The organism is Marinobacter adhaerens HP15 (assembly GCF_000166295.1).
In the GTDB taxonomy this organism is placed as follows: Bacteria; Pseudomonadota; Gammaproteobacteria; order Pseudomonadales; family Oleiphilaceae; genus Marinobacter; species Marinobacter adhaerens.
The window spans coordinates 4,005,171-4,028,496 of sequence record NC_017506.1; the positions used below are offsets into that span (position 1 = coordinate 4,005,171).

Annotated in this window: 18 protein-coding genes and 1 pseudogene; 11 read left to right on the forward strand and 8 right to left on the reverse strand. The window is 59.7% G+C overall.

The window, feature by feature from the left end; all coding sequences use genetic code 11:
- Nucleotides 1-35: 35 nt before the first annotated feature.
- Nucleotides 36-854 (forward strand): alpha-L-glutamate ligase, encoded by an 819-nt coding sequence (locus HP15_RS18705; protein ID WP_041645876.1) that lies wholly within the window; start codon nt 36-38, stop codon nt 852-854.
- Nucleotides 855-857: 3 nt separating this feature from the next.
- Here the strand turns inward: HP15_RS18705 and HP15_RS18710 are convergent, their stop codons facing one another.
- Entirely contained in the window at nt 858-1,070 is a 213-nt protein-coding gene (locus HP15_RS18710; protein ID WP_014578913.1) for a YjfB family protein, read from the reverse strand.
- Between the two features lie 225 nt (nt 1,071-1,295).
- On the opposite strand from HP15_RS18710, the gene HP15_RS18715 reads away from it, so the two are divergent.
- Nucleotides 1,296-2,471 (forward strand): type III PLP-dependent enzyme, encoded by a 1,176-nt coding sequence (locus tag HP15_RS18715; RefSeq protein ID WP_014578914.1) that lies wholly within the window; start codon nt 1,296-1,298, stop codon nt 2,469-2,471.
- Between the two features lie 170 nt (nt 2,472-2,641).
- On the opposite strand, the gene HP15_RS18720 is transcribed toward HP15_RS18715, so the two are convergent.
- From HP15_RS18720 to HP15_RS18735, 4 genes and pseudogenes are all read right to left on the reverse strand, one after another.
- A complete protein-coding gene (locus tag HP15_RS18720; RefSeq protein ID WP_014578915.1) occupies nt 2,642-3,844 on the reverse strand; it encodes an MFS transporter in 1,203 nt (400 codons plus the stop codon).
- Nucleotides 3,845-3,856: 12 nt separating this feature from the next.
- Nucleotides 3,857-4,252 carry an ectoine synthase gene (locus tag HP15_RS18725; protein ID WP_008176749.1) on the reverse strand — a complete coding sequence of 132 codons (396 nt, stop codon included), beginning with the start codon at nt 4,250-4,252 and terminating at the stop codon, nt 3,857-3,859.
- Nucleotides 4,253-4,302: 50 nt separating this feature from the next.
- Nucleotides 4,303-5,732 (reverse strand): annotated as a pseudogene (locus HP15_RS18730) (GTPase/DUF3482 domain-containing protein).
- Nucleotides 5,729-7,138, reverse strand: a complete 1,410-nt coding sequence (locus tag HP15_RS18735; RefSeq protein ID WP_014578918.1) for a DUF2868 domain-containing protein — start codon at nt 7,136-7,138, stop codon at nt 5,729-5,731. The pseudogene HP15_RS18730 and the gene HP15_RS18735 overlap by 4 nt, the downstream one beginning before the upstream one ends.
- 97 nt (nt 7,139-7,235) lie before the next feature.
- On the opposite strand from HP15_RS18735, the gene HP15_RS18740 reads away from it, so the two are divergent.
- On the forward strand, nt 7,236-7,598 hold the full coding sequence (locus HP15_RS18740; protein WP_008176755.1) for a DUF6164 family protein: 363 nt from the start codon (nt 7,236-7,238) through the stop codon (nt 7,596-7,598).
- A gap of 11 nt (nt 7,599-7,609) precedes the next feature.
- Here HP15_RS18740 and HP15_RS18745 read toward each other — a convergent pair whose 3' ends face one another.
- Entirely contained in the window at nt 7,610-8,521 is a 912-nt protein-coding gene (locus HP15_RS18745; RefSeq protein WP_049784504.1) for an alpha/beta hydrolase, read from the reverse strand.
- A 354-nt stretch (nt 8,522-8,875) separates the two neighbouring features.
- Here HP15_RS18745 and HP15_RS18750 point away from each other — a divergent pair, with 354 nt between their 5' ends.
- From HP15_RS18750 to HP15_RS18785, 8 genes are all read left to right on the forward strand, one after another.
- Nucleotides 8,876-10,981, forward strand: a complete 2,106-nt coding sequence (locus tag HP15_RS18750) for a 3-hydroxybutyrate oligomer hydrolase family protein (RefSeq protein ID WP_041646439.1) — start codon at nt 8,876-8,878, stop codon at nt 10,979-10,981.
- Between the two features lie 142 nt (nt 10,982-11,123).
- Complete coding sequence (locus HP15_RS18755) at nt 11,124-12,536, forward strand: sigma-54 interaction domain-containing protein (protein ID WP_014578922.1); 1,413 nt, start codon at nt 11,124-11,126, stop codon at nt 12,534-12,536.
- A 327-nt stretch (nt 12,537-12,863) separates the two neighbouring features.
- Nucleotides 12,864-13,916: a TRAP transporter substrate-binding protein gene (locus tag HP15_RS18760; RefSeq protein WP_041645879.1), complete on the forward strand. Its 1,053-nt coding sequence runs from the start codon at nt 12,864-12,866 to the stop codon at nt 13,914-13,916.
- Nucleotides 13,917-14,032: 116 nt separating this feature from the next.
- Nucleotides 14,033-14,671, forward strand: a complete 639-nt coding sequence (locus tag HP15_RS18765) for a TRAP transporter small permease subunit (protein ID WP_014578925.1) — start codon at nt 14,033-14,035, stop codon at nt 14,669-14,671.
- On the forward strand, nt 14,671-16,035 hold the full coding sequence (locus HP15_RS18770; RefSeq protein WP_014578926.1) for a TRAP transporter large permease: 1,365 nt from the start codon (nt 14,671-14,673) through the stop codon (nt 16,033-16,035). The genes HP15_RS18765 and HP15_RS18770 overlap by 1 nt, the downstream gene beginning before the upstream one ends.
- A 13-nt stretch (nt 16,036-16,048) precedes the next feature.
- Nucleotides 16,049-16,828 carry a 3-hydroxybutyrate dehydrogenase gene (locus tag HP15_RS18775; RefSeq protein WP_014578927.1) on the forward strand — a complete coding sequence of 260 codons (780 nt, stop codon included), beginning with the start codon at nt 16,049-16,051 and terminating at the stop codon, nt 16,826-16,828.
- Between the two features lie 16 nt (nt 16,829-16,844).
- On the forward strand, nt 16,845-18,833 hold the full coding sequence (locus HP15_RS18780) for an acetoacetate--CoA ligase (RefSeq protein ID WP_014578928.1): 1,989 nt from the start codon (nt 16,845-16,847) through the stop codon (nt 18,831-18,833).
- A gap of 426 nt (nt 18,834-19,259) precedes the next feature.
- The gene (locus HP15_RS18785) at nt 19,260-21,503 is read left to right on the forward strand and encodes an NADP-dependent isocitrate dehydrogenase (RefSeq protein WP_014578929.1); all 2,244 of its coding nucleotides are present in this window, start codon (nt 19,260-19,262) and stop codon (nt 21,501-21,503) included.
- An 88-nt stretch (nt 21,504-21,591) separates the two neighbouring features.
- Here HP15_RS18785 and HP15_RS18790 read toward each other — a convergent pair whose 3' ends face one another.
- Complete coding sequence (locus tag HP15_RS18790) at nt 21,592-22,785, reverse strand: cation:proton antiporter (protein WP_014578930.1); 1,194 nt, start codon at nt 22,783-22,785, stop codon at nt 21,592-21,594.
- 3 nt (nt 22,786-22,788) lie between these two features.
- Nucleotides 22,789-23,259 carry a Cys-tRNA(Pro) deacylase gene (gene ybaK, locus HP15_RS18795; RefSeq protein WP_014578931.1) on the reverse strand — a complete coding sequence of 157 codons (471 nt, stop codon included), beginning with the start codon at nt 23,257-23,259 and terminating at the stop codon, nt 22,789-22,791.
- Nucleotides 23,260-23,326 lie beyond the last annotated feature (67 nt).

Below are 23,326 nucleotides of genomic sequence, written 5' to 3' on the forward strand. Positions count from 1 at the left end.
AATACGCGCAACTCAACCCCGAGTGCGCAGTGTCCATGCACCTTGTTTCCTTCGATATTTTCCGAACCCTGGGTTTTCCCGACACCACCGTCCTCAAGCCGGAGCAGTTTCTGCGCCATAAAGAACTGTTGCGGGAAGCGGATTGGGTCCTGTTCCCGGAATACTGGCAGTTAAATGCCCTGGTTCACGGTCTCAAGTGCCGGGTGTTTCCCAGCGAAGCCAGCTACCGCATCGGCCACGACAAGGTGGAGATGACCCGTGCATTCCAGGCAGTGGCCCCGGAGCACACGCCCTGGACCATGATTGAGGCCAACGGCCCGGTGGAACGTGACATGATCTGGGATGCCATGGTGCATCCGTTCGTGGCAAAGCTCCCCAAGGCCAGCATGGGCGAAGGCGTCTGGCTGATTGAATCCCGTGAGGACTGGCGCCGCTACTGCGAGCGCACTGACGTGCTCTACGCCCAGGAATACCTGCCTCTGGACCGGGATGCACGAGTTGTTGTGGTTGGCGATCAGATGCTGACGGCTTACTGGCGAACCCAGGCCGATCAGGGCTTCTACAACAATGTGGCCCAAGGTGGCCGCATCGACAACAGCCCGGTTCCCCCGGCGATGACGGCGCTGGCATTGCGGCTGGCCCGGGATCTGGGTGTTGATCACGCCGGCTTTGATATTGCGCTGGTGGATGGCCACCCTTACGTACTGGAATTCAACCGGTTGTTCGGAAACAAGGGATTGGGCCAGGGCACGGAGCTCCAGGAAGCGATTCTCGGCTATCTACGGGAACAGACTGAACCGGAAGACCCGGACGGGCCTACCGAACCACCGCCGATATGGCCGGTGGCGGTCTGAGGGCTACGCGCGAACGTCGATCAGACTGCCGACGTTGTCAGACGGATTCGCTCCGGCTGTCGCTACAGCCGTTTCCGTTACGCCTTCAAGCAGTTGCAGGGCGCCCTGCTGGGCCATATCGAGGGAGGCTTTCAGGACAGAAAGCTGTGCCTGCTCCTGCACGCGCTGCTGATTCAGTTGAGTGCTGGCGGCGGCAATTGAGCTGATGTCCGACATATAAAAACCACTGGGTTCTTATCAAATAATGCTCAGTTTAACACGAGCGGAATAGCCCTCAACGCCCCTTTTCATTCGGTAACAAATTCCCTTCGTTTTATGGGTAAAAGTGCTCATATCCGGGCCCTCAAAAAAGCCCGATGATCGCGCTATCTAACGGGTGCTGCAGCGTTGCTGTAGTGCCTTTTTTTATGCCTGTTTGCCCTGTGGAGGGACACACCACCCATGACCGAAGCCGCTAACGCCAATATCGCCGATTACTACGAAGCCGACACGTTCAAGCGCATCAAGGACTTTGCCGACGGCAAGGAAACTCCGTTTGTGGTGATCGATACCGCAACGATTGACCGTCAGTACGACGAGCTGGTCGAGGGTTTCCCCTACGCCAAGGTTTACTACGCGGTGAAAGCCAACCCGGCCCCGCAGATCCTGACTATGCTGCGCGACAAGGGTGCCTCTTTCGATATCGCGTCGGTTTACGAGCTGGACAAGGTGATGGCCCTGGGTGTGACCGGTGAGCGGATCAGCTATGGCAATACCATCAAGAAGGCGAAGGACATTCGCACCTTCTACGAGAAAGGCGTTCGTATGTTTGCCACCGACTCGGAGGCAGACCTTCGGAACATCGCCAAGGCGGCCCCGGGCTCGAAAGTGTATGTGCGTATCCTGACCGAAGGTACCCTGACGGCAGACTGGCCGCTGTCCCGCAAGTTCGGCTGCCAGACTGACATGGCCATGGACCTGCTGATCCTTGCCCGTGACCTGGGCCTGGTGCCCTACGGCGTGTCGTTTCACGTCGGTTCCCAGCAGCGCGAGATTGGCGCCTGGGATGCGGCCCTGAACAAGGTGAAGGTGATTTTCGAGCGTCTGAAGGAAGAAGACGGTATCGAGCTGAAGATGATCAACATGGGCGGTGGTTTCCCGGCCAACTACATCACTCGCACCAATGAGCTGAAGGTGTACGCCGAGGAGATTGCCCGCTTCCTGCACGAGGACTTTGGTGCGGAGCTGCCGGAGATCATCATCGAGCCGGGCCGATCGCTGATTTCCAACGCCGGTGTTCTGGTGAGCGAGGTGGTTCTGATTTCCCGGAAATCCCGTACTGCCCTGCATCGCTGGGTGTTTACCGATGTGGGCAAGTTTTCAGGCCTGATCGAGACCCTGGATGAGGCGATCAAGTTTCCGATCTGGACGGAAAAGGTGGGCGAAGGCGAGGACTGTGTGATTGCCGGGCCGACCTGTGACAGTGCCGATATCATGTATGAGCACCATAAGTATCCGTTGCCGTTGAATCTGGCGATTGGGGATCGGATGTATTGGCTGTCTACCGGAGCCTATACAACGACGTACAGCGCCATTGAGTTTAACGGGTTTCCTCCGTTGAAGGACTATTACATCTGACCCTGTATTAGTTCGAAGTCTGGCCGCGGGGCGAGGGTGTCTTTTCCTCTGGGAAAAACAACTCGCTTTGCTCAGACATTTTTTCCCGGCGGAAAGGACACCCCCGCCCCACGGCCGTTCCGGCTGGATACGGGGAGCCCGCGAAGGGAAAATTGGTATTCAGAGAAGGATCAGCTTTCGGGCTGGTCCTTTTTTCGTTCCAGGTTCAGGGTAAAGGCCAGGGGCAAGACCAGCAGGCCGTAGGTGATCATCAGCATCAGGGCATGGCGGGCATCACCGGTCCAGTCGGCGACGACACCGCCAAGCATGGGCACGCAAAAAGCGACGGTGTAACCGACCAGAAAGGTGCCGGCGGAGAGGCGGCCAGTTTCGGCGGAGGAGACCACCAGCGGAGGTATCGCTACGAGCAGGATCAGGAGCATGCCGGCGACCAGGCTCATGAGGGTGGCACTGACGATGGACCACCAGCCGGTAAGCATGACCGCGCCAATGGCGCCGAGCAGGCTGATGCTGGCCAGGGTGGCTATGACGCCACGACGCCCGACCCAGTAGCGCGCCATTTTCAGCATGATCAGGGAGGCGAAGACCTGGGCAAGGTTGTACCAGAACAGGGCATCCGGCAGTTTGTCGAACTGGCTCTGATGCTGCAGCAGGTTGCCCATGTACGCGTTGAGGCCAAAAAACAGCGAGCCGGAGAGGCCGAGCAGTAGACCGATTCTCAGGGTCAAGGGGTTATGCCAGTCCGGTAGCCAGGCTACTTTTCGCACCGGTTTGGCGCGGTCCCGTTTGGGCAGGAACAGGGCTGCGGCAACCAGCAGCGCCGGGAGTGACCAGGCCACCAGGGTGGCGCGCCAGCTGTTGTCCAGCAGGGGCATGAGCACAGGCAGCGTGATGCCGGCACCGATGAACTCACCCATCAGCATGCCGTTCATGTAGATCGCCGAGCCTAACGCGAGGTGGTGGGGTTCCAGCCACCGGGGCAGTAGTGCCGGCAGTGATGGTTGCATCATGGAAACGCCGATGCCCATGACGGCACTTGCAATCATCAGGGTCAGGGTGTCGGGCATCAGGCCGCGCCCGGCGGAGCCGATCACCATGATCACCATGGCCAGAGCCAGGGTATTGCGGGGGCCAATCCGGGCAATGGCCAGTGAGCCGGGCATGGAGCCGATGGCCAGCATCAGGATGGGGAGGGTGGTCAGGGCGCCGGTGAGTGCCTGGGTGAGTGCCAGTTCGTCGCTGATGAACGGCGCCAGGGGCGGCGCGACCAGTACCGGTATCCTCAGGTAAACGCCTGCCAGCCAAAGCAACACCGCCACCGGCAGCAGCTTCGCTGGCGGTGGCGGTGTGGTCGCGGCCTGGTGTTCAGCCACGGGCAAGACGATTCAGTCTTCGCTGGTGTCCGGCAGATAGGCACCGTCTTCGTCGTGGACTTCACGGCCGGTAACCGGTGGGTTGAAGGCACAGATCAGTCGCATGTCCTCGGTGCCACCATACAGCGTGTGCTGGTCATGCTTGTCGAGTGCGTAGAGAGTGCCGTCGGTGATCTCGTGGGTTTCACCGGTGGCCTTGTCCAGGATCTTGCCGTTACCGGCAACGCAATAGACGGCTTCCAGGTGATGCTTGTACCAGAGGTTCAACTCGGCCCCGGCAGGGATGATGGTCTCGTGGAAGGAAAAGCCCATGCCGTCTTTCTTGAGCAGCATGCGGCGGCTTGTCCATCCGGGGCCGGTGACTTCCCGCTCGGTACCGATAATGTCTTGCACTCGTACGATTTTCATGAGCATTCCTCATTGTGTGATGGAATAGCCTTTTAGTATAAACATCCCTTTCAGGTGCGGTTCAACCGCCAATCGTCGTAAACGGCCATGGCCTGTTCGATCGAGGTGGCGAATCTTTCCCGCTGGCGTTCATCCAGGGGGCGCCGTTTCCGGCACTTGTCGAAGGCTTTCTGAATTTCCTGTCGGCTCGATTTTTCAAGTCGCTCGAGCCAGTGATGGTCTGCTGGCTCAAGGTCCAGCAGGTCGCGACCAGCGTGATTCCGATGGGAGATATGCCACCAGTGATCCACGGCCCTTCCCAATACAACATAGCCGAACTGGCTGTCCTGTACAGGACCGAAGGTGGCTGTTTTCAATCCGTCCCTGAGCACGCCGATGTTCAGGGCCGGCAGGGCCAGCCGATCGCCGTAGAAATAGCTGCCGGCAGCACCGATCAAACCGCCCACCAGAGCACCGGTTCCAAGGGAGGAGCCGAAGGTCAGCGCGTCGATTCCGGCGCCACTGACGGCGCCCGCGCCGAAGCCGGCGGTGGCCAGGTAGCGCTTGCTGACCGCCCAGGCTTTGCGGCTGTCTTCCGAGAACAGGTCGTGTTCGCTGTGCCACTCCAGTTCGGCTTCCTGGCGACGGATGCGCTGGTGCTGATAAAGATGTTCGATATCCACGCGCAGGGTCTGTTCCCGCTTGCGCTGGTGACGATACCAACGTTCCCGCAGCTGTTCGGCCAGGGAGCCGTCACTGGTTTCTGCAGCCTGGCCGGCGGTAAGCGTCCGTTTTCCTGGTAGGACATCATGCTCTGAAGTGTCCCGGCGATCAGTACTGCGGCCTGATGGCGGCGCTGCTGCCGCTGGGCGGACAGGTAGTGAGTGGCCTGTTCCAGTGGTGTTTCCCAGTCCGGCTCCAGTTGTCCGAAAGCCCGTAAAAGGCCCAGATGTTGCTCGAATGGGGCGCGAACAGCGTCGAAACGGCGAACAACCTGAAAGAACTGGCCCAGCGCGGCCTGCCAGGTATCACTGTAGTCGTCGGCACCGATGCTGTTGATCAGGGCCAGGCTCGGACGGCCAGTCCAGCGCAGGATGGTCATTTCTGCCTCGTGCTCTGCGCTGTAGGGCACCGAGCCGTCCACCACGTAGATGATCCCGGCGCCTTCAATCAGCGGTCTGAGAAGCTCACATTCATCGGTGAATCGGCCGTCCCCCTCATGCTGTGCCACAAAGGCTTTGACGGTGTCTGCGTGATCAGAGGCGGAGACACTGTGGGCTTCCAGCCACTCCATTACCCGTCTCGGCCGCTGGAATCCGGGCGTGTCGACCAGAGTGTAGAGGGTCTGGCCGTCCACCTTCAGCGGGTAAGCCTGATGCCTGCGCGTGGTGCCGGGTTCCAGGGCAATGGCAATGGCATCGTTCTGGGACAGGGTCGCCACCACGCTGGATTTACCCTTGTTCGGGTGTCCGACGACCGCAAACGTGGGTATCTGAGTCATGACCCGTCCCCGATGGCTGTGTAGGGGTCCCGCATCTGGAATGGGGGCAGAGACACCTGGACGAACTCGCTGCCCACCCTTTCGGCAAATCGCAGCCAGGGCTGGATCTGGTGGGCATCGGGTTGCTGATTGCTGTCCGTGGCCAGTGGCACCAGCGCGACCCTGGCGTTGTCGGGCCAGATGTCCCGGGCGGCCGCGAGGAAGTCCTGAAGCTCGCCGGTCGGGGGTTGCCAGCAGCGAACCAGCAGGATGACTGCCCTGGCGCGGTTTTTCAGATGCTCGGCGATCCGGTGCAGGGCCTGATCATCGTCCGAAAGGCTGGCGCTGCCGCCGGCGCTGAGCACGAGCTGCTTGCCTGACCGAAGCGACTCTGGCAATTCCGGTTCACCGGCGCCGGCCCAACACAAGAGAATGTCGCTGTCGGGCAGTGGTAGCAGGTTGCCTCGAGTGTCGGTGTCCGGCAGATCGTCGGCATCATGATGGCTGTTGCCAGTGTCCAGGGCGGGTGTTTCCATGCGATACAGCAGGGCGTGCATGGCCGGATGGCTGGTGAGCAGGCGCCGGGCTTTTTGCCGGGCCTGCACGGACGCACACGCCCAGAGAATTATCCTTGGCAGAAGAACCCAGGTCGACCACATCATGGCCACAAACGGCCACCACAGGCCCCAGAGGGCCGGGTCAGGACTTGCCGTCGGGTCACCGGCCCGGAAAAAACGCGTTGCCTCGACCAGCGCTAGATCCGGGGCCGCGGCAGGCCAGAGCCAGGCCCAGGGCATCGCAATGGCCTTTACCAATCCGTGATAGCTGGTGGCGGCAGTGTCCAGCGTGGTGCTCCAGCCGAAGGCGAGGTCCTGCAAGACGACCATGGCCAGCAGGGTAAACAGCCCTGCGATGGCGAACGCAATGCCGCCCAGGTGAGCCGCTCTGGCCATCAGAACAGGCTGAAGCCTCGTGAAGGCGCCATCTCCCGGGTTGACCCCCAATCGATGCGCCAACCATCGCCAGGGCTGCCATCCGGCCATGGCTTGCACGGTGGTGAACAGGGCGAATATCAGGTGCAGCAACACGAACGCCAGGAAAACCGTGATGTTGATGCGCTGGCCGCCGTCATAGAACAGCAGCCCAGCCATCGCCAGCGTGCCCGCGACCGCGCCTGACACTGCAAAACCACCGTTGATCCGGCGCCACGATGCCAGTGTCCGGTCCGCGGATGTCGGGGTTGTCCGGGGACCGCTGAGGCGGTTCAGGTGGGCGAGCCAGCGGGCCGCGTCCGGGGCCTCGCCCTGCTCTTCACAGACGAGAGCGAACTTGCGGTCGCGTCGATGCAGGAAGGTAGGCGGCTGTGATCTATCCCGTTGCGCCTGGCTGTCAAACTCCAGCAGCAATCGGAGGGGGTTGTCGGTCATTCAGGGTTCCGGTGTCGAATTCGGGCTGTCGGGCCCCGTCGGGCTTTAGTGCTAGGATATAGGGATACCCGCACCTGATACCAGACAACGAGAGTCCATGCCCCACCATCTGATGAACCTGCGCCATGTACCCGATGACGAGGCCGAGGAAATCCGGGCCCTGTTTGATGCCCATGAGGTAGCCTATTACGAGACGCCACCAAGCCGCTGGGGCATCAGCATGGGTGGTTTCTGGGTGCACGACGACGATGAGGCGGCCAGGGCCAGGGCGCTGCTGGATGAGTATCAGAGGCAACGCTATGAAACCCAGCGACAGGCCTACGAGGAGCACCTGGCCCGGGGCGAATCCGGCGGTTTCTGGTTCATGCTTAGGCAGAGGCCAATCCGGACTCTGGCGGCCTGCATTGCCATTCTGGTCATCATGGGCCTGAGCCTGCTGCCGTTCATCCGGATCGGATAGCGACCCGGCAATCAGTTGCTTTTCTTTCGGTCGAGGAATGCGATTGCCTCGTCAACCGCATCGCCGGCTGTGAGAAAGCTGGTGACATGTCCTCGCAGATGCATTTCATAGAGTTCGCTGTATACCTGATGACTTGCGAGTGCGTCCCGGAAACGTTCGGCCTGGCTGAAGGGCACAAGCATGTCCACGGCGCCGTGAAACAGGAAGAAGGGCGGTGCGTTGGCCGTCACGTGACTGATCGGTGAGGCACGGCGATAGGTGTCCGGCATCGCCTGCTGCTCGCCACCGAGGAACTGCCGGATCAGCTTGCCCGAACCGAACGCCATGAGGTCAGACGGCAAGCCGCCGGCGACAACAGCGTGCAGCCGGGACTCCGGCCCGCCGTAGGGCTCGTTCAGCTCGCTGTCGGAGCTTGCCACCAGGGCCAGCAGGGCAATCAGATGGGCGCCGGATGAAAACCCGAAACCGCTGACTTGCTTGCGGTCGAGGCGGTATTTGTCGGCATGCTCGTTCAACCACTGGCGGGCGAGCTGGAGATCATGCAGCTGCGCCGGGAAGGTGTATTCCGGTGCAAACCGGTAGTCGATGTTCAGCACCGCGAAACCGTGGCTGGCCACTTCTTCCGCGATCCAGGCCATGTCTTCACGGGACCGTCGTTGCCAGCCACCCCCGTGAACCATCAGGACCACCGGATGGCGATGCCCTGAGGCCCCGTTTTCGGGCAGGTAAAGGTCGGCGAACAGTCGTTGTGGCCAGTTATCGGGGGAGAACTGTAAATTGCGCTCTACCTGAAAGGATTGTTCTCCCGGCAAGGTCGCGTTCTCTGGTCCATTGTGGTGGGTCGCGCATCCGGCCAGCAACAGCAGGCTGCCAATCACGCCGACCAACCCACCCCGTCTGCCCCCTGTTCGGTAACCGGGCACTGGGCTCTCCTTTTTCAGGCGAATTGAGGTTTCACATCAAATCTACGACGGACTGATATTGATGGATGCCGGTACGGGGCGGATTGCCTCATCCAGACTCCATTGTCCGACATTCAGTACAGTGTCCGGTTTCAAGGACAATCTCTGCAAGGCTCGCAATAGGCGTGTTTTTTGATGATTGCCGGCCCCGGGGCTGTCCGGAAATCCGGAATTATTCTCTAAGGTTCAAGTAAGAGGTAAATTTAATATTTATAAATCATAGACATAGCCAGTTGGCACAGGATGCGCATGGCGTTCCCGGGGCCCGGCTTGCGGCCTGGTCTGTTCGTTTACAACAACAAACAAGGAACGATCATGAAACGAATAATGCTCTGCGCCCTGATCGGCGCCACGGGGTTGACCCTCTCAGCCTGCAAGGATAATCCACCGTTTAACGAAATCCCCGATTTCATTCAGGGCGATATCAGTCAGACCAGCTACGACGGTATTACCGATGACCTGCTTACTGCGGGCCTGGGTGCCAGCGGTCTGGCCAGTGCGCCCGGGCCTGCATTCGCAGACCCTTTGAACCCTACCGCTGCTGAACTCCGACGGTTGGCGATCTATAACAACTACCGCGCACTGGTGGATACCGCCCCCGGAGGCGGTTATGGAACCTTCTTTGGTCCGCAGGTTAACGCAAGCGGTGAAGGCCTGATTGCGGGTGACGAATTCATTGCCTACATGTCAGTGCCCGGAACCGACGTGCCGGTTACGGTGATGGCTCAGGTGCCCGATAGCTTTGACCCGGATCGACCCTGCATGGTCACGGCGCCGTCCTCCGGCTCCCGTGGCATCTACGGTGCTATCGGTACGGCCGGCGAGTGGGGCCTGAAAAAAGGGTGTGCTGTCGTATACACCGACAAGGGCACAGGAACAGGTTCCCATAACCTGGCTACAAACACCGCCCAGCGGATTGATGGCACGCTCACCTCCGATGTCGAACCAGTGCAGTTCCGTGCCGACCTGACCGATGGGCAGCGAGCGGATTTCGACAGCGCCTGGCCGGATCGGTTTGCCTGGAAGCACGCTCACTCCAGAGCCAATCCGGAAGCCGACTGGGGCCAGCATGTACTGCAGTCCATCGAATTCGGGTTTTACGTGCTGAACGAGAAGTTTGGCCGTGAGCTGGGCAACGGCGAAACGCTTCTGACCATCAAACCCAAAAACACCGTGGTCATTGCCTCCAGTGTCTCCAACGGTGGTGGTTCTTCCGTGCGTGCAGCCGAGCAGGATACGAAGGGCCTTATCGATGGCGTGGCGGTGTCCGAGCCCAACGTGAACCCGCAGGTGGACCGAAGCTTCACCATACGCCAGGGCGAGGGCCCGGAGATTACCGAGCACAGCCGCAGCCTGCTGGATTACACCACGGCCCTTGCCGTCTATCAGGGCTGTGCCAACCAGGCGCCGGCGATCCGGGACGATGCGCCTTTGAACGCCACCTTCAATCCCCCTGCAATCGGCGAGAATATCTGTAACTCCCTTGCCAACAAGGGTCTGGTGAGTGGCGCCACTCTGGATGACCGAGCCACAGACGCGCTGCGCATCCTGAACGAGGACTTTGGTATTCAGCCGGAGCAGAATCTGCTGGCGCCGGTGCACTTCGGGCTCGCCGTAGCCCAGAGTATTTCCATGACCTATGCCAATGCTTATGGTCGCGCCGGTGTCGAGGATCGTGTCTGTGAGCTCAGCCTGGCGGCAACCGATTCGGCCGGAGCCGTGACCCAGTTGGCGCCCGCTGCAGAGGCGGCACTATTTTCGGCCAGCAATGGCATTCCGCCGTCGGCCGGGGTGAACATCGTCTACGATGGTGCCGATGGTCAGCCCACCAATCTCCCTGCCAGTGCTTCACCAAGTACCAACCAATTGGACTATGGCCTGGATGCACTGTTGTGCCTTCGTAGCCTTGCCCAGGGCAGCGACGCCGTCAGCGGAGCTGATCTGCAGGGCTCTGACGCCGAGCTGGCAACGGCTATTGCCGAGGGTATCGCCGAAGTCCGTGCCTCGGGTGATCTGCAGGGCAAGCCGACGGTTTTCGTGACCGGCCGTGCCGATGCGATTCTACCCATCAACCACACCTCCCGGCCCTATTTTGGCCTGAACCAGCGAGTGGAAGGAAAGAAAAGCAACCTGCGGTACTACGAAATTCTGAACGCGCATCACCTGGACGTACTTAATGGGTTCCCGGGCGTTGCTGACCGGTATGTGCCGTTGCACCACTATTATTTCCAGGCGCTGGACCTGGTCTGGGCGAATCTGACTGAAAAGCAGGCGTTGCCGCCAAGCCAGGTAGTCCGGACGGTGCCACGGGGCGCTATCACAACACCGCTGGCGGAGGTCAACCTGCCGGCGATCAATCCCGCGCCGGATGCCGGCGACCGGATTGTCTTTACTGACAACCAGGTCCGGATCCCGGAATAAGTGTGACACGCGCCGGCCCGTTGCGGGGCCGGCTTCGTTTGCCCCCGGTCCGGGGGCCCCATATACTTCCGTCACTGCACCCGGCCTGTCGGGTGCGAGGGTTATCCAGATGAATGACATTCGACCCGTTGGTGCGCGGTACATGACACAGCTGTTTTCTGACAACAATAAAAGTGGCCTGACCAGAGACCTGATCGAAGCCCTGTTTCCCATGTTCGAGGAAGCCAGCGCCGGTGCCATCGCCGTGGACTGCGATGCACGGATTACCTGGATTAACAGCAGCTACTCCCATCTTCTTGGCCTGGGCGATCCGTCTACCATCATCGGCAAACCGGTGCGCCAGCTGATCCCTCACACCCGAATGCCCGAAGTGGTCGAAACCGGTAAACCCCTGCTGCTGGACATTATGGAGCACAACCAGCAACAGTTGGTGGTAACGCGCCTGCCGTACTACGACGACAACGGAAAAATCGTCGGTGCCGTGGCCTTTGTACTTTACGACGACCTTCAGCCCCTGACGCCACTGGTGTCGAAATACCGTCGGCTCCACCAGGATCTGGCGGCCGCGCGCAAGGCGTTGGCGAAAAAGGCACGAGGTACTCGCTACAGCCTCGGTGATTTCGTTGGTGCCAGCCCGGCAGCGCTGGAGGTCAAGCGTCGCGCGCGCTTGGCGGCCGGTCGCGATATGCCGGTTCTACTGCTGGGAGAAACGGGCACCGGCAAGGAAGTGCTCGCCCAGGCGATTCATACGGTCTCGGGACGTGCGGAGAAACCGTTCGTGGGAGTGAACGTGGCCGCCATTCCGGACAACCTCCTTGAGGCCGAGTTCTTTGGCGTCGCACCCGGCGCCTACACCGGTGCCGATCGCCGCACCCGGGAAGGCAAGTTTCAACTGGCCAACGGTGGCACCCTGTTTCTCGACGAAGTGGGTGACATGCCGTTGCCGCTGCAGGCCAAGCTGCTGCGGGCCCTGCAAGAGGGAGAGATTGAACCGCTGGGCTCCAACAAGGTGGTTTCGGTGGATGTTCGGGTTATTGCTGCCACCAGCAGAAATCTTGAGGTCATGATCTCCGAAGGAACTTTCCGCTCCGATCTTTATTACCGCCTTAATGTCCTGGAAATACCCATCCCGCCCTTGAGGGATCGGCTGGCGGATCTCGGTGTGCTCTGCGAAGCCCTTCTTGAAGAGATCTGCGAGGGGCTGGAGTTGCGTGGTGAGATTACGGATGCTGGCGTCTCGGCGCTGGGCAGTTATGATTGGCCGGGCAATATCCGTGAGTTGCGCAACGTTCTCGAGCGGGCAATGACCATGGGCGAGGAAGGTGGCTTGCTCGATGCCGACGCGATTTTCAAGGTGTTGCCCCGAGCCGGGACACGTCCGGTGTCTTCTCTGGCGCCGCAACCGGTGAGGCCGTTGTCCCAGACACTCGCCGAGGCAGAGGCCCAGGCGATCGAAGAAGCTCTGGTGGCAAGCCGTGGTAACCGTACCCGGGCTGCCAAGCTGTTGGGTATATCCCGATCTGTTCTGTACGAGAAACTGGCCAAGTTGTCCTGAAATCCGGACGACTGTCTGCCCATCCGTACAATCCCTTACGACTGACGTCTAATGATGTCCTAAATTCCGGACACTTTTCCCCGTGCCTGCCCCGGCCGTATTTTATAACTAACTGAATTATATCAATAAAATTAAGATGGCATAGTGTCTGCTATATCCGAGGCGCAGGACGTCAGAACAATGCACAGAACAAGACTGGCGCTAACTGTTGGACCCCAAACATCACCCTGTCCGTCTGTTCCTGCATTCTCTGACTATACTCAGTTCAGGCCTTTCTGGTTGAAAGCCGCCAGGCCAGACAAAACAACAAAGTTAGGAGACTTGCCAATGAAACTTCTCAAGGCTCTCACCGGTGTGGCCGGTGCGATCGCTCTTACCACGGGCTCCGCTTTTGCAGACGATCTGCGCTGGAAAATGCCCGTAGCCTTCGCAACCAACCTTCCTGGCCTCGGTTCTCCCGCTGCCTGGGTCGCAGACAACCTCACTACCGCTTCTGATGGCAGCATCCAGGTCCGTGTCTATGAGCCCGGCAAGCTGGTTCCGCCGTTCGACATCCTGCAGTCCGTCTCAGACGGCAAGGTTTCAGCCGGTTACACCTGGATCGGTTACGACCAGGGCAAAGTGCCTGCGATTCCCCTGTTTGCCGCTGTTCCCTTCGGCATGAAGCCGCCTGCCTACATCGGCTGGTATTACTTCGGTGGCGGCCATGAGATGCTGCAGGAAACCTATGCCAACAAAGGCTTCAATGTTCACGCACAGCTGTGCGGCATCATTGGGCCCGAGACTGCCGGCTGGTATTCCGAGCCCATCGAAACACTGGAAGACTACAAAGGCCTGAAGATCCGCTTCGCCGGCCTCGGCGGCAAGGTCCTCGAAAAGCTGGGCGCCTCTGTCACCATGATGCCCGGCGGCGAGCTCTACCAGGCACTGGAGAAGGGCACCATCGATGCCACCGAATTCTCCATGCCAGCCATCGATCAGATCCTCGGCTTCAACCAGGTGGTCAAGTACAACCTGTTCCCGGGCTGGCACCAGCAGTTCACAGCCCAGTACATGCTGATCAACAAGGACGAGTGGGCACGTGCCACCGAGGCACAGAAGGCGCTGGTCGAGGCCTCCTGCACTGCGGCAACCACCCGTGGTCTGGCCGAGGGTGAGTACAAGAACGGCAAGGTTCTGGCCGAGTTCCAGGACAAGGGCGTTCAGGCTGACCAGATCCCCCGCGACGTTCTGCTCAAGTTGCGCGAAGTAACCCAGGAAGTGCTTGAAGAAGAAGCCTCCAAGGATGCCGACTTCAAGCGTGTCTATGAAAGCCAGCAGGAGTTCATGGAATCCTACAAGATCTGGGATACCCGCGCCTATGTTCCGGCGGACCTCTAAGGTTCGGGGCTGACCCTGGGCACCGGACGCAATTCCGGTGCTCTTCGATTTAGTCTGGATGGCCCTGCGGGGCCATCCTTGTTTCACGGCAGGCTTTCTGAACGAGGAACTGTTGTATGACAGTGTCTGATAAAGGCTCACCACCCGATGTGCATGCATCGGCGTCGGACGCCGGTCAATTTATTCATCATCACACCGAGTTTCCGACCACCCGGCTGAGCAAGGTCCTGGACGGTGTGATTTCTGCGATAGGCAAGAGTGCCTCCTGGCTCTGGATTGTGGTTACCGGCGTGATCATCTACGCGGTGGTGGGGCGTTATGCCTTTGGCCAGGGTTCGGTAACGCTTGAAGAGGTCCAGTGGCACCTGGCAGGCGCCGGCTGGTTGTTGGGATTGGGTTACACCCTGGTGACCGATGACCATGTCAGGGTTGACGTCATTCATGAGCGCCTGTCGCTCAAAGGCCAGGCCTGGATTGAGCTATTTGGCCTGGTATTTCTCCTGCTGCCGTTTCTGGTGCTGGCGGTCTACGAAATGATTCCCTATGCCGTGAGCTCCTGGGAGCAGGGTGAGACCAGTCAGGCGCCGGCGGGCCTTCCTTACCGCTGGATCCTCAAGGGCGTTCTGGCGCTGTCGTTTGGGCTCCTGATCGTCGCGGCCCTGTCCCGTCTGCTGAAAGTGACGGCTTTGCTTTTCGGCTTTCCGAAGCCAATCCGGGTCGAGTCCGGTGAGACCAAGAAAGAGGATGCGTCCTGATGGAGCTTGAAACCCTATTCGTAATCGGCATGTTCCTCACCTTCGGGGCGCTGCTGATGACCGGCTATCCGGTTGCCTGGGTACTGGGCGGCACCGCGGTTATCTGGACCGTCGTTGGCGTCGTCGCCGTTGAGAATTTTGGAGCCAATCTGTGGTTCGATTATCAATCTTCCATGGGGCTTGTGCCCGAGCGAATCTGGAAGGTGGTCAGTAGCGAAACCCTTGTGGCCCTGCCCATGTTTATATTCATGGGCATCATGCTTGACCAGTCCGGTGTGGCCGAGCGACTGATGAACAGCATGGTCAAACTGTTTGGCGCCGTTCGCGGCGGCTATGCGGTGACCGTCATCGTTATCGGCGTTCTGTTGGCCGCGACCACCGGTATCATCGGGGCGTCCGTCGTGCTCCTCGGCATGTTGTCCCTGCCGGTAATGATGGAGAACAAGTACGACAAGGGCTTTGCGGTGGGTACGGCATGTGCCACCGGGACCCTGGGTATTCTGATTCCGCCCTCCATCATGCTGGTTCTGATGGCTGACCGCCTGGCGGTTCCCGAGGCGTCAGTCGGTGACCTGTTTATGGGCGCCTTCTTCCCCGGCCTTATGCTGGGTGCCATGTACGTGGCCTACGCGATTATCCGTCCGATGCTGCAGCCGAACATTGCGCCGGTGCCGGAAGGTACCGAAAAAGTGAGCTGGGCCATCGTCTGGGAAGTGGCAAAGGCCGTAGTGCCAACCGCCGCGTTGATTCTGGGCGTACTGGGTTCCATCTTTGCCGGCATAGCGACTCCAACGGAGGCTTCCGGTGTGGGCGCCCTGGGTGCTCTCCTGCTGGCACTGATGTCTGGCCGACTGAACCTGAACGTGCTGAACTCTTCCATGCAGCAGACGACGCGCACCGCCGCGTTCATCTTTGCCATCTTCCTGGGTGCCACCGCGTTCTCCGTTGTCCTGCGGGGTCTGGGCGGCGACCAGGTGATCGAGGACGCCCTGTTGGGTCTGCCGTTCGGCCCTTATGGTGTGGTTCTGACCATTCTGTTCGGCGTATTCCTGCTCGGCTTTTTCCTGGACTGGGTGGAAATCACACTGATCATCCTGCCGCTGGTTGCCCCGGTTGTGCAAAGCCTCGGCTTTGATCTGGTCTGGTTCACCATCCTGTTTGCCATGTGCCTGCAGACTTCTTTCCTGACGCCGCCGGTCGGATTTGCGCTGTTCTACATCAAGGGTGTGGCGCCGCCGGAAATCAAGGTGACCGATATCTACCGTGGCGTTATACCGTTCATCATTATTCAGCTGGCAGCGCTGGCTATTGTGTTCGTGGTACCGGAAATCGCGACCTGGCTGCCCAGCGTGGCTTACGACTAAGGAGAAAATAACCATGCGTCTGGAAAACCGGATTGCTTTGATTACCGGTGCCGGTCGCGGCATCGGCCGGGCCATTGCCGAGGCCTACGGCCGCGAAGGCGCCAAGGTCGCTGTGGCTGATCTGACACTCGAGGCGGCCCAGGACACCGTAGACGCCATCGAGCAGGCCGGCGGCACTGCCATCGCCCTTGAAATGGATGTGACTGACGAAGAAGCAGTTGACGTAAACGTCAACTCTGTGGTTAAACAGTGGGGTGGTCTGGACATCGCCATTGCGAACGCCGGCATCCAGCACATTGATCCGGTGCACAAACTGGCTTATTCCGATTGGCGCAAAGTCATGAATGTGCATCTTGATGGCGCTTTCCTGGTGACTCGCGCGGCACTCAAGCACATGTACGAGAGCGGCGGTGGCACCATGCTCTACATGGGGTCGGTGCATTCTCTGGAGGCTTCTCCCCTGAAAGCCCCTTATGTGGCGGCCAAGCACGGCATGCTGGGGTTGTGTCGGGCGGTGGCGAAGGAAGGTGCGGAACACGGGGTGCGGAGCAACATCATCTGCCCCGGGTTTGTGCGCACGCCCCTGGTGGACAAGCAGATTCCGGAACAGGCCAAGGAGCTGGGCATTTCCGAAGAGGAAGTGATCAGTAAAGTTATGCTCAAGAACACTGTGGACGGGGAATTCACCACCCTGGAAGACGTGGCAGAGTTGGCCGTTCATCTGGCTGCATTCCCCTCTGCGGCTTTGACTGGCCAGTCCATCGTGGTCAGTCACGGCTGGCATATGCAGTAACATTCAGGAGATATGGATGAGCAATGAAGAACAATCACCGGTAGTCTGGTCTCCGTCGGAAGACACCCTGGCCAATTCCCGTATGGGCCAGTTCAAGGCCTGGCTGGAGCAGCAGGGCTTCGGCCCGTTTGCTGACTACCACGCACTGCACCAGTGGTCCATTGATGAGCTGGAAACCTTCTGGCAGAAAGTCTGGGATTACTGTGGTCTTGTCTGCGATACACCGGCTGAAAAAGTACTGGGCAAGCATGAAATGCCGGGCGCCGAATGGTTCCCCGGGATGAAGCTGAACTTTGCTGCCAACCTGCTGAGGCTCGCAGATGGTGAGCACCGCGATCGCGAAGCAGTCGTGGCGTACTGTGAAACCCGTCCGGTCCTGCGTCGCACCTATGCCGAACTGAAAGCCGACGCCGGTGCCCTGGAAGCCTTCCTGCGCAGCAAAGGCATCAAACAGGGTGACCGGGTAGCCGGTGTTGTTACCAACGGCTATGAAGCCCTGGTGGGGATGTTGGCCGCTACAAGTCTTGGGGCCATCTGGAGTTCCGCGTCACCGGATTTCGGCATCGGCGCGATTCTTGACCGCTTTGGCCAGATCGAACCTTCAGCTCTGATCGTCGTGAACGGCTACGGCTACGGCGGCAAAGTGTTTGCGCGCCAGCAGGATTTTGCCGAGCTCATTGCCGGCCTGCCAACGCTCAAGGCGGTTGTCAGTGTCCAGCAACTGCCAGACGAGGCTCCGATTTCCGGCGATCTGGTGACTACCTGGGAAAACGCCCTCGCTGCTGGCGAAGGAACGGCTCCTTCCTTTACGCCTCTGCCTCCGGATCATCCGGTGTATATCCTGTATTCCTCCGGCACCACGGGCAAACCCAAGTGCATCGTGCACGGCAATGCTGGCCTGCTGGTCAATCATGCCAAGGAGCTGATGCTTCACGGCGACGTTGGCCCCGAAGACCGGTTCCTGTACTTCACCACCTGTGGCTGGATGATGTGGAACTGGCAGGCCTCCGCCCTGATGACCGGCGCCGCCGTAATCACCGTTGATGGCTCTCCGGGTTACCCGAGCCTGAACTTCCTGTGGGACACCGTTGCGGAAGAGAAGGTCACCCACTTCGGAACCAGCGCCCGGTTCATTGCCGGCTGCCGAAAAGGCGAACTCAAGCCCGCAAAAACCCTGGATCAGAGCAAGCTGCGAGTGGTGTTTTCCACCGGCTCACCGCTGTTGCCGGAAGACTATGACTGGGTTTACAGCGATGGCGCCCCCGACGCCCTGCTTGGCTCCATTGCCGGTGGCACGGACATCTGCGGCTGCTTCGTGGGTTCAACGCCACTGCTGCCTGTTCGCCGCGGTGAAATCCAGTGCCGTTTCCTGGGCGTCGACGCGGTTGCCTACGGCGACGATGGCCAGCCGGTCAGTGAAGGTCGCGGCGAGCTGGTCTGCCGTCAGCCGCTGCCATCCATGCCCGTCAGCTTCTGGCAGGATCCGGATGGCGAGCGCTACCGCGACGCCTACTTCAACACCTTCCCGGGCGTATGGGCCCACGGTGATTTCATCGAGTTCACCGAACACGGCGGGGCTATCATCTATGGCCGCTCTGACGCCACCCTGAACCCGGGCGGCGTTCGAATCGGTACCGCGGAAATCTACCGCCAGGTCGAAACCGTGGCCGAGGTCAAAGACAGCCTCGTCGTCGGCCGCCAGATCGACGGCGACGTGGAAGTGGTTCTGCTGGTGGTTCCGGCCGACGGCCAGGAAATCACCGACGACCTGCTGAAACAGCTCAAGAGTCGAATCCGCGAAGGCGCCAGCCCACGGCACGTGCCCAAGCACATTGTGGAGGTGAACGACATTCCGTACACCCGCAGTGGCAAGAAGGTTGAACTGGCGGTGGCCCGGTTAATCAACGGCTCGAAAAAGGCCGACAACCGGGATGCCCTGGGCAACCCCGAGGCCCTGGACCATATTCGGGAGCGGTTGTCTGCGGTCGGGTTATTGCCGGAATAGGGCCGGTTTTGTTGACAATAAGTCGCTGAAAACGGGCGGGATTCTTGCCGTAGAACTCGCCTGAACAGCCCAACAGCGGGGCGGGTGGAGCCTCCCAAAACTGTGCGGAGCCATGGATGGCGGAGCCCAAGCGCCACAGGGATGTGCCGCAAGGAGCGGGTTTTGGGAGGCTCCACCCGTCCTGCGTCCACTCCAGGTCGATGTTAGAAAGTTTCGTAAATTCCCGCCATTTCATCGTCTTGTAACCGAAGATCAGGCATTTTTAGTCCGTTCTTATACTAAGATCGTAACCAAAATTAACGAAAAAATGGTATCTTAGTAGCCCTATCAAAAGTTCCTAATCAGTCATTGCTCAGGTCGGACGTTCAAAAGACGCCTGACCCCGCCATGACCGTCCTGAACCCACCCATTAGCCTGAGGACGAAAATGACATCATCCAAAGCCAAGATTGTCTACACACTGACCGACGAGGCGCCAGCCCTCGCAACACGGTCGCTTCTTCCCATCCTGGAAACCTACGCCAAGCCGGCTGGTATTGAATTCGAAACCAGCGACATCTCTCTCGCGGCGCGTATTCTGGCGAACTTCCCGGATTATCTGGAGGAAGATCAGCGGGTTCCGGATGCCCTGGCCGAACTGGGTGAATACACCAAGGACCCGGACGCCAACATCATCAAACTGCCGAATATCTCAGCGTCCATTCCCCAGCTGCGGGCCGCGATCAAGGAGCTGAACGAGCAGGGTTACAACGTTCCGGAATACAAAGAAAACCCGGAAAATGACGAAGAGAAAGAAATTCAGTCCCGTTATGCCAAGGTTCTCGGTAGTGCCGTTAACCCGGTGCTGCGTGAAGGCAACTCCGACCGTCGTGCGCCGACTGCCGTAAAGGCTTTTGCCCGCAAATACCCGCATTCCATGGGTGAGTGGAGCCCGGCCTCACGCACCCACGTGGCCCACATGCGCGGTGGCGACTTCTACTCCAGCGAGCAGTCCGTAACTCTCGACAAGGCGACCAAAGCCAACATCGTGTTCGAGAACAAGCAGGGTAAGCAGACGGTTCTGAAGTCCGACCTGCCGCTGCAGGAAGGCGAAGTTCTGGACGGCATGTTCATGAGCAAGAAGGCGCTGGTGAAGTTCTTCGAGGACGCCATTGCCGATTGCGAGAACACCGGTGTCATGTTCTCCCTGCACGTGAAAGCCACCATGATGAAAATCTCCCACCCGATCGTATTCGGTCACGCGGTGAAGGTTTTCTACAAGGATCTGTTCGACAAGTACGGCGAGCTGTTCGACGAGATCGGCGTGAACCCGAACAACGGTCTGTCCAGCGTGGTCGAGAAGATCAAGCAACTGCCGGAATCCAAGCAGGAGCAGATCCAGGAAGACCTGCACGCCTGTTACGAGCACCGTCCGGAAATCGCCATGGTCGATTCCGTCAAGGGCATCACCAACCTGCACGTTCCGAGCGACGTCATTGTTGATGCCTCCATGCCGGCGATGATCCGTAACTCCGGCAAGATGTGGGCGCGTGACAACAAGCTCAAGGACACCAAGGCGGTTATGCCCGAGTCCACCTACGCCACCATCTACCAGGAAGTGATCAACTTCTGTAAGACCCACGGTGCCTTCGATCCCACCACCATGGGGACCGTACCGAACGTCGGTCTCATGGCGCAGAAAGCCGAAGAGTACGGCTCTCACGACAAGACCTTTGAAATCAAGGAAGACGGTGTTGTTCGCGTTGTTGCCGAAGACGGCACCGTGCTGACCGAGCACAACGTCGAGAAAGGCGACATCTGGCGCGCATGCCAGACCAAGGACCTGCCGATCCGTGACTGGGTCAAGCTGGCGGTCAACCGTGCCCGTGCCACCGGTATGCCGGCGGTTTTCTGGCTGGACGACGAGCGTGCTCACGACGCCCAGCTGATCCAGAAAGTGAACACCTATCTGAAGGATCACGACACTGAAGGTCTGGATATCCGCATCATGTCCCCGGTTCGTGCCATCCGCTGGACCATGGAGCGCCTGATTCGCGGTCTCGACACCATCTCCGTGACCGGTAACGTACTGCGTGACTACCTCACCGACCTGTTCCCGATCCTCGAGCTGGGTACCAGTGCCAAGATGCTGTCCATCGTTCCGCTGCTCAACGGCGGTGGCCTGTACGAGACCGGTGCCGGCGGTTCCGCACCCAAGCACGTGCAGCAGCTGATCCAGGAAAACCACCTGCGCTGGGACTCCCTGGGTGAGTTCCTGGCTACTGCGGTCTCCCTGGACGAGCTGGGCGAGAAGCAGAACAACGAGCGCGCGCGTCTGCTGGGTCAGACCCTGGACAAGGCCACCGAGCGTTTGCTGGAAAACAACCAGTCTCCGTCCCGGGTTACCGGCGAGCTCGACAACCGTGGTTCCCACTTCCACCTCGCCCGCTACTGGGCAGAGGAACTGGCCAACCAGGACAGCGACAAGGAGCTGAAGGAGTTCTTCACCAAGCTGTCTGCACAGCTGGAAGAGAACAAGGACAAGATCCTGGAAGAGATGACGGTGGTTCAGGGCAACCCGGCGGATATTGGTGGCTACTACCACCCGCCGATGGAGAAGGTCTGCGAAGTAATGCAGCCGAGCGCCACGCTGAACCGGATTCTCGAAGAAGCTCGCGCATCCGTGAAGTAAGTCAGCCTGTGAGCATCCGGTTTAACAGCCGGGTGCCCTCAAAAAACCGGACAACCCTGGCGGGTTCTCCGGTTTTTTTGTGCCTGCCTCAGTCGTCGTCGGCGGGCTCCTCGTAACCTCTCCCGGTTTCGCCGGCTCGCTTGAGGTTGTACATCGTGATGGGCGGGCCAATCAGCTCGAAGAAAACGGTGGAACCGATGATCAGAGGCAGAATAAAGGCAACCTCCGGCAGCCGGTCTGTGGCCACCAGTGCCAGCCCCATGGCCACGCCGGCCTGGGGCAGAAGGCAGGCACCGTTGCGCAGTTTTACCGCGTGGCTCGAATGGGCAAGCTGACCACCCATGGCGCCACCGAGTATCCGTCCGGCGATCCGTGCAGTCACGTACGCACCACCAAGCAGGCCCAGCGTGGGCAGCAAGTCCCACTCAAGGCTGAAGCCGGCAAGAAAAAAGAACGTTGCCAGAAACGGCTCGATGATCCCCTCGATAGAGCGGAAAGGCCGTACGTGGTGGTGGGCGCGGTTTGCAACGGTAACGCCCAGAGCCATACAGGTGAGCAGGTAGGACAGTTCCAGCGCCCCGGCTATGCCCGCCGCGAGAAAAACAAAGCCGGCGGATTCCAGCAGCATGGGTTCCCCTGGCTTGAGCCGGCCGGTCATCCAGGCCATGGGCAGGCCAAGGAGAACACCGAGAATCATGGCACCCAGCACCTCATAGACACCGAACCCGATTGACTCGATAACTGCCGACCCATTACCGGAGACCAGTTCCGCGAAAACCAGCAGGATACTGAACAGGATGGCCCCCCAGGCATCGTCGATGGCGACCACCTGCGCGACAACGCGAGTCAGTGGCCCCCTGGATCCAGCCTCACGCATCACGTCCAGTGTCGCCGCCGGATCCGTTGCGGTGGCGATGGCAGCCAGTAACAGGGACGCTGTCAGATTTCGGGTGACCAGCCAGACAACCACGAAAATGATCAGCGCGGTGACCAGGGTGACCGCGAGGCTCACGATAATCGCTTCCCTACCGTCCTTCAGATCGCGCACCGACATCCGCTCGCCCAGCAGAAATCCGACCATGGCGAGGGTGAGCTCGGTGACCAGCGGAAAGTTGTCACTGACTCGAACCGGAATGATATCCAGGAGTGAGGGGCCGGCCAGCGCTCCCACAAGCAGAAGCAGGGTTACCCTGGGGACATGGACCCTCTGGCCCAGCGTGTGAGCGCCAAGTGCGAGGAGCATGATCCCGCCGATCAGAAGAAGGTCGGTGGCGTGATTCAAGGCTTACTCCTGATGGAGTGGGAAAAAACCGCCGTTTACCAGTGCTGCCAGGTCCCGGGGCGCGAGTTCAATCTCCAGGCCTCGTCGCCCGGCGCTCACGAAAATGGTCTCGAAGCCCAGGGCTGAGTCGTCGATAAAGGTTTTCAGCTTTTTCTTCTGTCCAAGGGGGCTGACTCCGCCCAGGACATAGCCGGTTGTTCGTTCAACCGCCTGCTTGTCAGCCATAGCGGCTTTTTTACCCTGCGCCGCCCGGGCAATGAGCTTCATATTGAGCATGGTGTTCACCGGGACAATGGCAACCACCAGCTCCTTGCCGTCGACGGCAACAACCAGTGTTTTGAAGACGCGGGCGGGATCCACGCCGGTTTTCTCGGCGGCCTCGGTGCCATAGCTCTCGCTGGCCGGGTCGTGGTCGTACTCATGAATGGTATGGGGTACAGCGGCTTTGCGCGCAGCGTTGATGCCAGGCGTCATGCTGGGCTCCTGAAAGACGGCAGAAACCGGGAATTAAAGCAGCTAAGCGGCATCACAACAACTGTCT

What these genes read in the sequence shown, in the direction of transcription:
- HP15_RS18710 (WP_014578913.1), bottom strand. Translation starts at nt 1,070, where the DNA reads ATGTCGGACATCAGCTCAATTGCCGCCGCCAGCACTCAACTGAATCAG.
- HP15_RS18740 (WP_008176755.1), top strand. Translation starts at nt 7,236, where the DNA reads ATGCCCCACCATCTGATGAACCTGCGCCATGTACCCGATGACGAGGCC.
- HP15_RS18725 (WP_008176749.1), bottom strand. Translation starts at nt 4,252, where the DNA reads ATGAAAATCGTACGAGTGCAAGACATTATCGGTACCGAGCGGGAAGTC.
- HP15_RS18705 (WP_041645876.1), top strand. Translation starts at nt 36, where the DNA reads ATGCACCTTGTTTCCTTCGATATTTTCCGAACCCTGGGTTTTCCCGAC.
- HP15_RS18755 (WP_014578922.1), top strand. Translation starts at nt 11,124, where the DNA reads ATGACACAGCTGTTTTCTGACAACAATAAAAGTGGCCTGACCAGAGAC.
- ybaK (WP_014578931.1), bottom strand. Translation starts at nt 23,259, where the DNA reads ATGACGCCTGGCATCAACGCTGCGCGCAAAGCCGCTGTACCCCATACC.
- HP15_RS18735 (WP_014578918.1), bottom strand. Translation starts at nt 7,138, where the DNA reads ATGACCGACAACCCCCTCCGATTGCTGCTGGAGTTTGACAGCCAGGCG.
- HP15_RS18780 (WP_014578928.1), top strand. Translation starts at nt 16,845, where the DNA reads ATGAGCAATGAAGAACAATCACCGGTAGTCTGGTCTCCGTCGGAAGAC.
- HP15_RS18765 (WP_014578925.1), top strand. Translation starts at nt 14,033, where the DNA reads ATGACAGTGTCTGATAAAGGCTCACCACCCGATGTGCATGCATCGGCG.
- HP15_RS18785 (WP_014578929.1), top strand. Translation starts at nt 19,260, where the DNA reads ATGACATCATCCAAAGCCAAGATTGTCTACACACTGACCGACGAGGCG.
- HP15_RS18750 (WP_041646439.1), top strand. Translation starts at nt 8,876, where the DNA reads ATGAAACGAATAATGCTCTGCGCCCTGATCGGCGCCACGGGGTTGACC.
- HP15_RS18775 (WP_014578927.1), top strand. Translation starts at nt 16,049, where the DNA reads ATGCGTCTGGAAAACCGGATTGCTTTGATTACCGGTGCCGGTCGCGGC.
- HP15_RS18715 (WP_014578914.1), top strand. Translation starts at nt 1,296, where the DNA reads ATGACCGAAGCCGCTAACGCCAATATCGCCGATTACTACGAAGCCGAC.
- HP15_RS18760 (WP_041645879.1), top strand. Translation starts at nt 12,864, where the DNA reads ATGAAACTTCTCAAGGCTCTCACCGGTGTGGCCGGTGCGATCGCTCTT.
- HP15_RS18770 (WP_014578926.1), top strand. Translation starts at nt 14,671, where the DNA reads ATGGAGCTTGAAACCCTATTCGTAATCGGCATGTTCCTCACCTTCGGG.